The organism is Phaeobacter sp. JH20_29 (genome assembly GCF_048056175.1).
GTDB classification, from domain to species: Bacteria; Pseudomonadota; Alphaproteobacteria; order Rhodobacterales; family Rhodobacteraceae; genus Phaeobacter; species Phaeobacter bryozoorum.
On the sequence record NZ_JAYMWO010000005.1, the window covers coordinates 285,748 to 298,788 of the forward strand.

A 13,041-nucleotide genomic window follows, 5' to 3' on the forward strand; every position below is an offset into this window, starting at 1 on the left:
TGTCATGATCTTCGCCGCGGGCTTTGGCACCCGGATGCGCCATCTGACCGCAGATCAGCCAAAACCGATGATCCCGGTCGCTGGCCGTCCTTTGATCGATCGCGCTCTGGACATGGCACGAGAGGTTGCACCGACTGTGATAGTGGCCAACAGCCACTATAAGGGCGACATTCTGGCCCGCCACCTTGCCGACAGTGAAGTGGTGATCAGCCCCGAACAGCCACAAATCCTTGATACCGGGGGTGGACTGCAACAGGCCTTGCCGCTGCTCGGCGCACCGGACGGGCCGGTCTATACCGTGAATCCCGATGTGGTCTGGCGCGGGCCAAACCCGTTGCACCTGCTAAGAGCTGCCTGGAATCCGGAACGCATGGACGCGCTGCTGGCCTGTATTCCCATTGCTCGTACCATAGGGCGCATCGGTGTTGGCGACTTTCATACCGATGGTGACGGGCGCCTGCAGCGGGGCGGCGATCTGGTCTATGGCGGCGTACAACTTCTGCGCACCAACCGATTGGCAGAGATCGAAGAAACCGTCTTCTCACTGAACACACTTTGGGATCTGATGGCACAGGAGGACCGCCTGTTTGCGCTGGAATATCCCGGTCATTGGTGCGATGTCGGCACCCCCGAGGGGATCCCCCTGGCCGAGGAACTGATAGCCCAAGATGAGATTTGAGCCGCAAGACACGCCACGCCTCTTTGCCGTTCCCTGCGGCGTCGATTTCCCGCGCGCCCTTGTTGAGGGGCTAATCACACGCAGCCGAGCCGCACCACCGGAAGCGCTGGCGAAGGTGGAGCTGATCGTCAACACCTCCCGTATGGCGCGCCGGGTGCGGGATCTGTTTGACCAAGGGCCAGCGCTGTTGCTGCCCAAGATTTCTCTGCTCACGGATCTTGATATGCGCGCGACGCTGCGTGGTCTGCCGCCAGCATTGCCGCCGCTGCGGCGGCGACTTGAGCTGTCGCAGCTCATCGCCAAATTGCTGGATGCCCAGCCGGATCTGGCTGCGCGATCCTCGCTTTACGATCTCTCCGACAGTCTGGCAGCACTGTTCGACGAAATGCAGGGCGAAGGGGTCAGCCCTGACACCATTCGATCACTCGATGTCTCCGATATGTCGGGCCATTGGGCGCGTGCGCAGCAGTTCATCGCTATCGCAGATGAATTCGCAGAAACCCATGCAAACGCGATGGACGCGCAGGCCCGCCAGCGGCAGGTTGTGCTGGATCTGATCGAAGACTGGCAGGAGCAGCCGCCCGAACACCCTATCATCCTCGCAGGTTCCACCGGATCGCGCGGCACCACACTGATGCTGATGGAGGCCATTGCGCGGCTGCCGCAGGGCGCCGTGATCCTGCCAGGATTTGATGACCAGCAGCCCCGGCATGTCTGGGAGCATCTTGATGACCCGCTGATGTCCGAGGATCATCCGCAATATCGGTTCTTCAAGATCATGCGCGATCTGGACATGACTGCGGATGATGTTCTCCCATGGGTCGCAACATCACCAGCCTCCGTTGCCCGTAACAGATTGGTATCCTTGGCGTTGCGCCCAGCGCCGGTCACCGATGCCTGGATGCGCGAAGGACCGGAACTGCGCGACATCGACCGGGCCACCGCCGAGATGACCCTGGTCGAAGCGCCCAACCCGCGTGCGGAGGCACTGGCGATCGCGCTACGCCTGCGCCAAGCCGCCGAGGGTGGTCAGACCGCCGCCCTCATCACACCGGATCGTATGTTGACCAGACAGGTGGCCGCAGCGCTGGATCGCTGGGATATTCTGCCGGATGATTCCGCCGGTCAGCCCTTGCAACTGTCGCCGCCGGGCCGTTTTCTGCGCCATATTGCCGAGCTATTCTGTAAACCGCTTACCTGCGATGCGCTGCTGACCCTGCTGAAGCATCCTCTCTGCCACGATGGGGCAGGGCGCGGCGATCACCTGCGCCACACCCGCGAGTTGGAACTGCGCCTGCGCCGCTACGGACCTCCCTTCCCGGATGCCGACAGCTTTGCCGCATTTGAAGTCGGGCGCGACCTGATGCCGGGATGGACCGGTTGGCTGTCCCGGTGCTTTGCCGACAAACCCATCAGCGGAACGCAGCCACTGTCCCGGTGGGTCGATACCCTGCGGCAGCTGGCAGAGGCGGTAAGTCTGGGCAGTCAGGACGCTGCAAGCGGTGGCCTGTGGGACAAGAAAGCCGGCCGCAAGGCGCTGGAAATCATGGACAACCTGCGCGCCGAGGCTGGATATGGCGGCGAAATGACAGCTCGGGACTTTGCCGATCTCCTGCGGGCGCTGCTGTCGCAAGGTGAGGTCCGCGACCGGGATGCACCCTATGGCTCCATCCTGATCTGGGGCACGCTGGAGGCACGGGTGCAGGGCGCCGATCTGGTGATCCTCGGTGGCCTCAATGAAGGCAGCTGGCCGGAGGCAGCCACCCCCGATCCCTGGCTCAACCGCCAGCTTCGCCATCAGGCGGGCCTACTGCTTCCTGAGCGGCGTATCGGACTGTCAGCCCATGATTTTCAACAGGCGGTCGCCGCCCCTCAGGTCTGGATGACCCGCTCCGAACGGTCAGATGAGGCGGATACGGTGCCGTCGCGCTGGCTCAACCGTATGACCAATCTGTTGTCCGGGCTGCCGGGGCAGGGCGGCCCGGCGGCACTGGCGGAGATGCGGGCACGCGGGCAGGAATGGCTCGGCTGGGCCGACGCGCTTGAGGCACCGGTACCGATGGATCCCGCAAAACGTCCAGCACCGCGCCCACCCGTTGCTGCCCGCCCGCGGCGCCTGACCATCACTGAAATCCCTCGGCTGATCCGCGATCCATACGCGATATATGCCAAGCATGTGCTGAAGCTGCGCCCACTCGATCCATTGGTACAGGAACCCGACGCCCTGCTGCGCGGCATCGTTCTGCACAAGATCCTGGAAGATTTCATCAAGGCCACTGTTGCCGACCCAAGCCAGTTGACGGTGCCAAATTTTCTCGCAATCGCCGCCTCTCATCTGGAAGCCAAGGTGCCCTGGGCCATCGCGCGCAGCCTCTGGCTGGCCCGGCTGGAACGTATCGCTGACGATTTCATTAATGGTGAGCGCCAGCGGCAGGCCAACGCACGCCCCTCCGGGTTCGAGGTATCTGGTGCGGTACGGGTGGCACCGTTTGATTTTGAAATTGCTGGCACAGCAGATCGGATTGATGTGGATGAACGTGGAGGCCTGCATCTTTTTGACTATAAGACCGGCGATCCACCATCCGAGAACCAACAGAAAGCGTTCGAGAAACAGCTGCTGATTGAAGCTGCGATGGCGGAACGCGGCGCCTTTGATCGCTATGGTGAGGGCAGGGTGGAGCGCGCCATATTCCTTGGTCTCAAAAGCCCTCTGAAAGAGGTCGCAGCCCCGCTTCTGGACGAACCTCCCGGCAAAGTTTGGGAGGAACTGAGCAAGTTGATCGGTGCATATTTTAAGCCTGATCAAGGATATAGCAGCCGTCGCATGGTGTTTCAGGACACTCAGACCGGCGATTATGACCATCTGGCGCGCTATGGCGAATGGGACCGAAGCGCAACGCCGGAACCGGAGATTCTGACATGACCGCCCGCGATGCCGCCTCCGAAGCGCAGTTCCGGGCCGCCCGCCCGGACGCCTCAACCTGGCTGGCTGCAAACGCCGGATCAGGCAAGACCAAGGTGCTGACCGACCGGGTGGCGCGCCTGTTGCTGCGCGGCGTGCAACCCCAGCATATCCTCTGTCTGACCTATACCAAAGCCGCCGCCAGCGAGATGCAGAACCGGCTGTTCAAGCGGCTTGGTGAATGGGCCATGCTCGGCGATGAGGCGTTGACCACGGCGCTTACGGAGCTGGGTGCGCAGGATGTAATCTCTGCGGAGGGAATGGCGCAGGCCCGCACCCTGTTCGCGCGCGCAATCGAGACACCCGGTGGACTGAAGATCCAGACAATCCACTCCTTCTGCGCCTCATTGCTGCGGCGTTTTCCGCTGGAGGCAGGCGTCAGTCCGCAGTTTTCAGAGATGGATGACCGCGCGGCAGTGCTGCTGCGGGCCGAGGTTGTGGAGGCGATCGCAGAAAGCGCCGATCGGTTTGAGGCTGATCTGATTGGTAAGCTGGCCCGGCAAGTGACAGACAGCGATTTCGAGACTCTGACCGCTGCCATATGCCAACGCCGGTCTGATTTTGATGCGCCGCTCGATCGAGCGGGGCTTTTGACGCTGTTTGATCTGCCTGAAGGATTTGACACTGGTGCGTTGGAAGACGGCGTGTTTCTCGGGGGTGAAGGGGATCTTCTGGCGCGAACCTGCACCATGCTGGAGCAAGGCAGCAGCACGGATATCAAGGCAGCAGCCAAGCTGCGCAAGATAACGGAGCCAACCTGTGCGGACCTGCCGATTCTTGAGTCAGTTTTTCTGACGGGGGCGGCAGCCAAAGCGCCCTTCAGTGCCAAGATCGACGCCTTTCCCACTAAGAAGCTGCGCGAAAACAACGTTGCGCTGATGGATCAGCTGGAACCGCTGATGCGACGTGTCGAGGCCGCACGCGCCCAGCGTCTTGCCTTGGCTGCGGTCGAGAAATCGCTGGTTTTGCACGATTTTGCTGCTGTATTCCTGCCTGAATATGATCGCCGCAAACAGCTGCGCGGCTGGCTGGATTTCGACGATCTGATCCTGAAGGCCCGGCAGCTGTTGAATGATCCGGCTGTTGCGGCCTGGGTTCTTTACCGATTGGACGGCGGGATTGACCACATCCTCGTCGATGAGGCTCAGGACACCAGCCCGGTGCAATGGGATGTCATCGAAAAACTGGCCCAAGAGTTCACCGCCGGCGAGGGCGCACGATCCGACGTTGAGCGAACCATTTTTGTTGTCGGTGACAAGAAACAATCAATCTACTCATTCCAGGGGGCCGATCCAGACGCCTTTGACCGAATGCAGGCTGAGTTTGCCGACCGGCTAGCGGAAACAGGCAGCGCATTGCAGAATGCAGCGCTGGAGTTCTCTTTTCGCTCCTCCGCAGCGATCCTGGGGCTGGTCGATCTGGTGTTCAAGGACAGCCCTGGCGCAGGTTTTCACCGTGACGCGCTGCACCGCGCGTTCAAATCAGAACTGCCAGGACGGGTCGACCTCTGGCCCGTCGTCGACAAGATCGACACAGAGGAAGAGCGTGACTGGACCGATCCGGTAGATCGCCCCGGCGCCCGCCACCACACGGTCATTCTGGCCGAGCAGATCGCCAATACCATCAAGGAGATGATCGACAACAAGGTCACGCTACCCGAGGATGGCCCTGAGCGCAGCAGCTTTCAGCGCCGCCCTGTACAAGCAGGTGACTTTCTCATTCTGGTGCAGCGCCGGTCCGAAATATTTTCTGAGATCATCCGTGCCTGCAAAAAGGCTGAACTGCCTATTGCCGGTGCCGACCGACTGAAAATCGGGGCCGAGCTGGCGGTAAAGGATCTGGCCGCTTTGCTGTCATTTCTCGCCACGCCAGAGGATTCGCTGTCACTGGCCGCCGCCCTCAAATCACCTTTGTTTGGTTGGAACGAACAGGCCCTGTTCGATCTGGCTCACCGTCGTGAGGGCGGCAGCTACCTCTGGACCGCTCTGCGCGACCGGGCGGCGGAATATCCAGACACGATGGCAATTTTGGACGACCTGCGCGGCCAGACCGATTTTCTGCGCCCTTATGACCTGATCGAACGTATCCTGACGCGCCACGGTGGTCGTCAGCGCCTGCTCGGCCGATTGGGGCCCGAGGCGGAGGATGGCATCAACGCCCTGCTCAGCCAGGCGCTCGCCTACGAGCGCACCGATATCCCGAGCCTCACCGGGTTTCTGGTTTGGATGCAGGCCGATGATCTGGAAATCAAACGCCAGATGGGGGCGGCGGGCAATATGATCCGGGTGATGTCAGTGCATGGATCCAAGGGGCTGGAAGCGCCGATCGTGATCCTGCCCGACACAGCCAAACGCAAACCGCCACGCGACGATGAAATCATGCGCGCCGAGGCCGGGCCGATGTGGAAACTGCCCAGCGCCCTGATGCCGCAAGTGATGCACGGCGCCCGTGAAGCGGCGCAGGACAAGGCCAGAAACGAACGGCTGCGACTGCTCTATGTGGCGCTGACACGGGCCGAAAAATGGCTGATCGTCGCCGCTGCCGGCGAGCTGTCCAAAGACGGTGACAGCTGGTACCAGATGGTTGAACGCGCGTTGAGAGAGGCAGGTGCCAGCCCTTATCAGACCAGCTATGGTGAGGGGCTGCGCCTGCAACACGGCGATTGGGACGGGCTGCCGTTTCATTCTGCAGCGCCGGTCGTCCCTCTCCAGCCGCAGCTGCCGGATGTGTTCCGACATGCACCCCCCCCTTACACGCCGCCCGTGCCAACGCTAAGCCCATCGAATCTCGGCGGAGCGAAGGCCTTACCGGGCGATCTGGGACAGGATGAAGAAGCGGCCAAGGCGCGCGGCAGCCGACTCCACAGATTGCTGGAACATCTGCCCGGCACCGGCAAGGAGATGTGGCCGCAACTGGCTGAGACGCTGCTGGCAGGTCACGAAGACACCGCTGAACTATTGGCTGAGGCGACGCGGGTCCTGACCACACCGGAATTGCAGGAGATCTTTGCCCCGGATACCCTGGCAGAGGTCGCCGTATCAGCGGATCTGGATGGTCGCAGGATCCACGGCGTGATTGATCGGCTGATTGTCACCCCAAAACGTGTGCTGGCAATTGATTTCAAATCGAATGCCACTGTGCCGAGCCGTCCTGAGACCTGCCCGGAGGGGCTGTTGCGGCAGATGGGGGCCTACGCCCATGCTCTGGCCACGCTCTATCCGGATCGGCAGATCGAGACGGCTTTGCTCTGGACCCGCACTGCGTCGCTGATGGCCTTGCCACACGATATTGTGTCATCCGCCCTTAAGCGCCGCGAGATACCTTGACGATCCGTTAAGCCGTTCATAGGTTCACAGCCGAACTGCCACACTCTTAGGGAGACATGCCCATGTCCACCGTCGCCGTAACCGATGCCACTTTTGACGCCGAAGTGAAAAATTCCGAAGTCCCCGTTGTGGTGGATTTCTGGGCCGAATGGTGCGGTCCCTGCAAACAAATCGGCCCCGCTCTGGAAGAGCTGGCCGCTGAGTATGGCGACAAGGTGAAGATCGCCAAGGTCGATGTAGACAGCAACCCGAACTCCGCAGCGGCCATGGGCGTGCGCGGTATTCCTGCGCTGTTCATCTTCAAGGACGGTCAGGTCGTGTCCAACCGCTCAGGTGCGGCCCCCAAGGCTGCTTTGCAGAGCTGGATCGACGAGTCGATCTAAGACCGCCGGTAGGCCGAAGAGATCAGAGGCGTCCCATCGGGGCGCCTTTTTTATGGTTAGGTTTCAACCCAATGGACAGGAGCCGCATCATGGCTGAAACACGGGTACTGGTCGAATTTGGCATGGGCACGTCGCTGCGGCGAAATGACTATACCGAGGCCGCCAAACGAGCAATCAGAGACGCGCTCTGGCATAACTCCGTCAATGTTGCGGAGCTATTCGATTTCCCTAAGGAAGCAATGCGAATCCGCGCTGAAATCGGCGTGCAGAACCCTGAGGCCGTAGATCGGGCGGCGCTTTGTGAGATCTTTCCTTATGGTACACCAGACATCCACGTGAGCGAGGGAGGGCTTGATATTGACAAGCCGGGCGGCGGCCAGACCGTCATCGCCAACGCCGCCATCATCGTTTCATTTGATATGGAGCCGATTGCATGACTGAGAAACGCATTATTCTGGAGATGGGAACCGGCAACGATCTCTACGGGCAGGACTACACCAAAGCCGCCCGGCGCGCCGTGCAGGACGCGCTGCACCACTCATCAATCACGCTATTTGCCAAATTGGGCATTGATCATGCCGAAATGCGTGTCGAGGTTACCATCGGCGTTCAGGAACCGGATAAGGTAGATTGCGATCTGGTGGCAGGCGATCTGCCCCGCGGGCGTACGACAGTGCGCGCCGTACAGGGAGGGCTGGATGTGGTCGATGATGCCGATGGCGGCAAACATGTTATTGCAACCGCCGCTATTGAGGCTTGGCTCCCGGATCAGGCAGGGCGCTACCGGCTACGCTCCTGATGTCCTAGCGATCCTACGCAAAAGAAAAAGCCGCCCTGGAAGGAGCGGCCAAATCATCTTTGTGACTGAGGATGGGCGTCCTCAGATCTTTGCGATATCCGCGCGGGTCAGACCGATGTCTTCCAGCTGCGTATCGGTCAGCGCGGACAGAGCCTTGCGGGTGTCACGTGCTTCTTTCCAAGCCACGATCGAAGACTTGGCGTTGTAGACTGCGTCCACCAGGCGGAGTACGGTGACTGCTCCGAGCGGCGCATGGATGTTTGCGGTGGTAGCCATTTGCGCATTCCTTATGAGAACCAGCCGACACCGTGTCGGTTGTGAGCCTCATGTAGGGTGGCCTGCCGAGTCCCACAATTGCCGGTTCGACAGCTCCGAATTGCAGTTTTTGCATAGCATGAATTTCGGGCGCTTTGCCCGGATAAAGGCAACTCTCCCAGCGCGTTCCAGTCGTGACGAACACCTGTTCCATTTCACCTGAACAGAATACCCGCATCAGGGCGCAAATTGTCGGCTCTGCGATGATCATCAGATGACCACTTGTGAAAACCGTCCGGTCGGTCGTTGCAAGAAGATCATAGCCAGGGCGCGGGCAGGGCGCCTATTCGCTTGATCCCCGGCACCCGCAGCGGATAGCACCCGGTTGAGGTACAAAAGACCAGTGCCCATATAGGCCTGGAAACAAGGAGAACACGATGGCAGACGATCAATTCCCGGGCTGGCACGGTACGACAATCATCGGCGTGAAGAAGGATGGCGAGGTCGTCATTGCCGGCGACGGGCAAGTTTCCCTTGGGCAGACCGTGATCAAGGGAACGGCGCGCAAGGTCCGCCGCCTGTCGCCCGGAGGTTTCGATGTCGTCGCGGGTTTTGCCGGCTCCACTGCCGATGCCTTCACCTTGCTTGAGCGGCTTGAAGCCAAGCTTGAGGCCACCCCCGGTCAACTCGCACGTGCCAGCGTGGAATTGGCCAAGGACTGGCGCACCGACAAATATCTCCAGAAATTGGAAGCGATGCTGATCGTGACCGACGGGGCAGATATGTTTGTGATCACCGGCGCCGGGGACGTGCTGGAGCCAGAACATGATGTTGCCGCCATCGGATCGGGTGGAAATTTCGCGCTGGCCGCTGCCCGCGGCATGATGGACAGTGACCGCAACGCCGAAGCCGTGGCCCGTGACGCAATGGCCATCGCGGCTGATATCTGCGTTTACACCAATGGACGTCTGACAGTCGAACGGATCAGCCAGAAGGACTGATATGAGCCATATCGATCAAAACGACATTCGGGCTGCGGTTGGTGCCGGCCTTCTGAGCGAGGCGCAGGCCGCCTCGCTTATGGCGCTGGCCCACAGCAGACGCGGTGCGCGTGAAAATCTGGCACCGGGTGATGAGCCGTTTGAGCTGTTCAAAGGGTTCAATGAGATCTTCATCGTGATCGGTTTGATCATTCTGTCGACGGGCTGGGCCGCTGTTACCGGTATTTCCATGGCCGAAGGGTTGGGCGGGCTGGTTGAGAAAGCCACCATGTCCTCCATCATCGGCGCGGTCGTGCTTTGGCTGCTGAGCGAGTATTTCATCCGCCGTCGTCGCATGGTGGCGCCGGCGATTGCACTGTCGATCCTCTGGACGCTGAATGCAGGCGTCGGACTTACGGCTGAATTTTCGCAGGTGTTCATGGTCATGCAAGGTGACTATGGCAGCCTGCCCTTGCCCCTCGGGCTGACAACGGTTGCCATCGCGGTCTACTGGCTGCGCTTTCGGGTCCCTTTTGCCATGGCTCTGATCGCTCTTGGTGTCTTTGCGCTGGCCCTGATGCTGGCCGCAAATCAGTCGGGCAGCCTGACGGGCATTGGCGATCTCTTCCTGCTTTCTGCGTCGGGCCCGTTTGCCTGGGTGACATTGCTGGTTGGTCTCGCTGTGTTTGCCGTCGCAATGATGTTTGACCTGAGCGACCCGCATCGGGTCACACGACGCTCTGCGCAGGGCTTCTGGCTGCATGTTGTTGCGGCGCCGGCGCTGGTTAATACGATCGCGCTCAGCCTGCTTAACAGCGGCACCTCCGAGGCCAATCTGGCGCTGATGGCAGTGCTGTTTGCATTTGCCGTGGTCGCGATCATCATTGACCGGCGCTCATTTCTGATTGCGGCCATCGGCTATAGCGTCACCCTCGCGGCGACAGTGTTTGACGGCGATGGCGCTGCGACCACCATTCTCGTGCTGGGCCTGTTCCTGGTGATCCTCGGCGCGTTCTGGGCGCGGATCCGGGCCCTGCTGATCTCCCCCCTCTCACGGGTGCTGCCGCTTGACCGGCTGCCGCCCGCCCACTGAAACGGACCCCTCATGACTGATCTCACCCCTCGCGAAATCGTTTCCGAACTTGATCGCTTTATCATCGGCCAGACCGATGCAAAGCGTGCCGTAGCCGTCGCGCTGCGCAATCGCTGGCGTCGCAAGCAGCTGGGCGATGATCTTCGGGATGAAGTCTATCCCAAGAACATCCTGATGATCGGGCCCACCGGCGTCGGCAAAACGGAGATTTCCCGTCGTCTGGCCAAACTGGCCCGCGCGCCGTTTATCAAGGTCGAGGCGACAAAGTTCACCGAGGTCGGTTACGTCGGCCGCGACGTAGAGCAGATCATCCGTGATCTGGTGGATATCGCCATTGTTCAGACCCGCGAACACATGCGTGAGGACGTCAAGGCCAAGGCCCGCCAAGCGGCGGAGGAGCGAGTCATCCAGGCCATCGCCGGCGAGGATGCCCGCGACGCCACCCGCGAGATGTTCCGTAAAAAGCTTAAAGCCGGCGAGCTGGATGATACTGTCATCGAACTGGATGTCGCCGACAGCTCGAACCCGATGGGTTCCATGTTCGAAATCCCCGGTCAGCCCGGTGGCAACATGGGGATGATGAACCTTGGCGATCTGTTCGGCAAAGCTATGGGTGGTCGGACGACCCGCAAGAAAATGACCGTCGCAGACAGCTACGACATCCTGATTGGTGAGGAAGCGGACAAGCTGCTTGACGACGAAACCCTCACCAAGGCGGCGCTGGAGTCCGTTGAACAGAACGGGATCGTCTTCCTGGATGAGATCGACAAGGTCTGCGCACGTCAGGATGCGAGGGGCGGCGATGTCAGCCGCGAAGGTGTGCAACGTGACCTGCTGCCGCTGATCGAGGGAACGACCGTTTCGACCAAACACGGCCCGGTGAAGACCGACCATATCCTGTTCATTGCCTCCGGTGCGTTTCACATCGCGAAACCCTCCGACCTGCTGCCAGAATTGCAGGGGCGACTGCCAATCCGCGTGAACCTGCGTGCCCTGAGCGAGAAAGACTTCGTCCGCATTCTGACCGAAACCGACAATGCGCTCACTCTGCAATATACGGCGCTTCTGGGGACAGAGGATGTCAACGTGAGCTTCACCGACGATGGCATCGCATCACTCGCCAAGATCGCGGCCGAGGTGAATCAGACGGTCGAGAACATCGGGGCGCGGCGACTCTATACCGTGATCGAACGTGTCTTCGAGGAGCTGTCTTTCAGCGCGCCGGATCGGTCGGGTGAAACGGTCGTTGTAGATGCTGCTTTTGTCCGCAAGAACCTCGGTGAATTGACCAAATCGGCTGATGTCAGCCGCTATGTGCTTTAACGGTCGTCAGGGCATCTGCCCGATCTGTGGACATAGCGGCAGGCCGCCAGTAGCCTGCCGCTATTGTTAATAGATGGCCCCTCGCATGAATTTTTCACGAGTCCTGTTCAGCATCAGCATGGTTCTGATCGTGGCAGCAGGCTGCACCGACAGATCCTTTACCCCAACTGTGCCGGAAGCCTTGGAAATCGGCAAAGCCAAGACCATTTTTGGCGCAACGACACGTCGGCCCCTTCCAAATGGAACCTATGGCGCGGAGCGATCCGATACGCTGCGCCTACTGGAACTGACGGTCTCAATCCCGCCGAACCATTCACCGGGACAGCTGGATTTTGCCTATGCTGAACCCGATCCCGAAACGCAATTCACCATGGCGGGCCGGGAAGAGGTTGCCGATATGGCGGAACTGAACAATCGCGTCTCGCGGGAGCTGGATAACTACCCGGTTGGGGAGCGTGATATCACCGTATTTGTGCATGGGTTCAACTCCACCCAGGCTGAAACGGCGTTCCGGGCTGCCCAGCTGAGCAACGATATCAATATCCCCGGCGCCACGATCATCTATTCCTGGCCCAGCCAAGGAAACCCGCTGGGTTACGCCTATGATGGCGATAGCGTGTTGTTTGCACGTGACGGGTTGGAGCAGCTCCTGCGCAATCTGAAGCCCGGTGCGTCAAACCGCGTCGTTCTGGTCGCCCATTCCATGGGATCGCAGCTGGTGATGGAAACCATGCGCCAGATGGAAATCAAAACACCAGGCTGGAGCAGCAAGAACCTCGGCGCGGTGATCCTGATGTCCCCGGATCTTGACGTTGAGGTTTTCCGCAGTCAGATGCGCCGCATTGACCCGGTTCCACAGCCCTTCGTCGTCATGGTTTCGCGCAAGGATAACGTATTGAACCTGTCGCAGCGACTGCGCGGAACACATAACCGCGGTCGGCTTGGCAATCTGAAATCACTGGACGATGTCTCTGAGTTGCCGATCGAAGTGGTCGACACCACCGCCTATGCCGATACGGCGGAATCCGGGCATTTCGTAGCCGCGACCTCGCCGGCAGTGCTGTCGATCTTGAATTCAGCCCGCCAGACCGCAGCAGCCTTTGACCGTGACGCCGTGTCGATTCAGCGGCTGTTCCCCGGTCGTTTGGTTGTCGAAAAGGAAGACAACGCGGTCGAAATCACGCTTTCGGAAAACTATCAGGCCAATGTGTATCGCGGTGAAGATCGCTGAGGCAGTCCAC

11 protein-coding genes are annotated in these 13,041 nt (G+C 60.3%); 10 read left to right on the top strand and 1 reads right to left on the bottom strand.

Annotated elements, in window-relative coordinates:
• Window positions 1–4 precede the first annotated feature (4 nt).
• The 6 genes from VWZ85_RS04150 (at window position 5) to VWZ85_RS04175 (ending at window position 8,149) form a co-directional block, all read left to right on the top strand.
• A complete protein-coding gene (locus tag VWZ85_RS04150) occupies window positions 5–679 on the top strand; it encodes a nucleotidyltransferase family protein (protein ID WP_416587214.1) in 675 nt (224 codons plus the stop codon).
• Complete coding sequence (addB, locus tag VWZ85_RS04155; protein ID WP_416587215.1) at window positions 669–3,602, top strand: double-strand break repair protein AddB; 2,934 nt, start codon at window positions 669–671, stop codon at window positions 3,600–3,602. Before VWZ85_RS04150 ends, addB begins: the two co-directional genes overlap by 11 nt.
• The gene (addA, locus tag VWZ85_RS04160; protein ID WP_416587217.1) at window positions 3,599–6,967 is read left to right on the top strand and encodes a double-strand break repair helicase AddA; all 3,369 of its coding nucleotides are present in this window, start codon (window positions 3,599–3,601) and stop codon (window positions 6,965–6,967) included. Before addB ends, addA begins: the two co-directional genes overlap by 4 nt.
• Window positions 6,968–7,029: 62 nt before the next feature.
• Window positions 7,030–7,350, top strand: coding sequence for a thioredoxin (gene trxA / locus VWZ85_RS04165; protein ID WP_340547099.1), 321 nt, complete (start codon window positions 7,030–7,032; stop codon window positions 7,348–7,350).
• Between the two features lie 89 nt (window positions 7,351–7,439).
• Entirely contained in the window at window positions 7,440–7,787 is a 348-nt protein-coding gene (locus tag VWZ85_RS04170) for a Lin0512 family protein (RefSeq protein ID WP_340547100.1), read from the top strand.
• Window positions 7,784–8,149, top strand: a complete 366-nt coding sequence (locus tag VWZ85_RS04175; RefSeq protein ID WP_416587219.1) for a Lin0512 family protein — start codon at window positions 7,784–7,786, stop codon at window positions 8,147–8,149. Before VWZ85_RS04170 ends, VWZ85_RS04175 begins: the two co-directional genes overlap by 4 nt.
• Before the next feature lie 81 nt (window positions 8,150–8,230).
• Here the strand turns inward: VWZ85_RS04175 and VWZ85_RS04180 are convergent, their stop codons facing one another.
• On the bottom strand, window positions 8,231–8,425 hold the full coding sequence (locus VWZ85_RS04180) for a DUF1127 domain-containing protein (RefSeq protein WP_340547102.1): 195 nt from the start codon (window positions 8,423–8,425) through the stop codon (window positions 8,231–8,233).
• Window positions 8,426–8,841: 416 nt separating this feature from the next.
• Between VWZ85_RS04180 and hslV the strand changes: the two genes are divergently transcribed.
• From hslV to VWZ85_RS04200, 4 genes are all read left to right on the top strand, one after another.
• Window positions 8,842–9,405 carry an ATP-dependent protease subunit HslV gene (hslV, locus tag VWZ85_RS04185; protein WP_340547103.1) on the top strand — a complete coding sequence of 188 codons (564 nt, stop codon included), beginning with the start codon at window positions 8,842–8,844 and terminating at the stop codon, window positions 9,403–9,405.
• Window position 9,406: 1 nt separating this feature from the next.
• Window positions 9,407–10,477: a hypothetical protein gene (locus VWZ85_RS04190; RefSeq protein WP_340547104.1), complete on the top strand. Its 1,071-nt coding sequence runs from the start codon at window positions 9,407–9,409 to the stop codon at window positions 10,475–10,477.
• A gap of 12 nt (window positions 10,478–10,489) precedes the next feature.
• A complete protein-coding gene (gene hslU, locus VWZ85_RS04195) occupies window positions 10,490–11,800 on the top strand; it encodes an ATP-dependent protease ATPase subunit HslU (RefSeq protein ID WP_416534354.1) in 1,311 nt (436 codons plus the stop codon).
• An 85-nt stretch (window positions 11,801–11,885) separates the two neighbouring features.
• Window positions 11,886–13,031, top strand: coding sequence for an alpha/beta hydrolase (locus VWZ85_RS04200; protein WP_416539889.1), 1,146 nt, complete (start codon window positions 11,886–11,888; stop codon window positions 13,029–13,031).
• Window positions 13,032–13,041 lie beyond the last annotated feature (10 nt).

Bases quoted from the DNA above. Each gene is read 5' to 3' on its own strand.
- VWZ85_RS04180 (WP_340547102.1), bottom strand. From the start codon at position 8,425: ATGGCTACCACCGCAAACATCCATGCGCCGCTCGGAGCAGTCACCGTA.
- addB (WP_416587215.1), top strand. From the start codon at position 669: ATGAGATTTGAGCCGCAAGACACGCCACGCCTCTTTGCCGTTCCCTGC.
- VWZ85_RS04190 (WP_340547104.1), top strand. From the start codon at position 9,407: ATGAGCCATATCGATCAAAACGACATTCGGGCTGCGGTTGGTGCCGGC.
- addA (WP_416587217.1), top strand. From the start codon at position 3,599: ATGACCGCCCGCGATGCCGCCTCCGAAGCGCAGTTCCGGGCCGCCCGC.
- VWZ85_RS04170 (WP_340547100.1), top strand. From the start codon at position 7,440: ATGGCTGAAACACGGGTACTGGTCGAATTTGGCATGGGCACGTCGCTG.
- VWZ85_RS04175 (WP_416587219.1), top strand. From the start codon at position 7,784: ATGACTGAGAAACGCATTATTCTGGAGATGGGAACCGGCAACGATCTC.
- hslU (WP_416534354.1), top strand. From the start codon at position 10,490: ATGACTGATCTCACCCCTCGCGAAATCGTTTCCGAACTTGATCGCTTT.
- hslV (WP_340547103.1), top strand. From the start codon at position 8,842: ATGGCAGACGATCAATTCCCGGGCTGGCACGGTACGACAATCATCGGC.
- trxA (WP_340547099.1), top strand. From the start codon at position 7,030: ATGTCCACCGTCGCCGTAACCGATGCCACTTTTGACGCCGAAGTGAAA.
- VWZ85_RS04200 (WP_416539889.1), top strand. From the start codon at position 11,886: ATGAATTTTTCACGAGTCCTGTTCAGCATCAGCATGGTTCTGATCGTG.
- VWZ85_RS04150 (WP_416587214.1), top strand. From the start codon at position 5: ATGATCTTCGCCGCGGGCTTTGGCACCCGGATGCGCCATCTGACCGCA.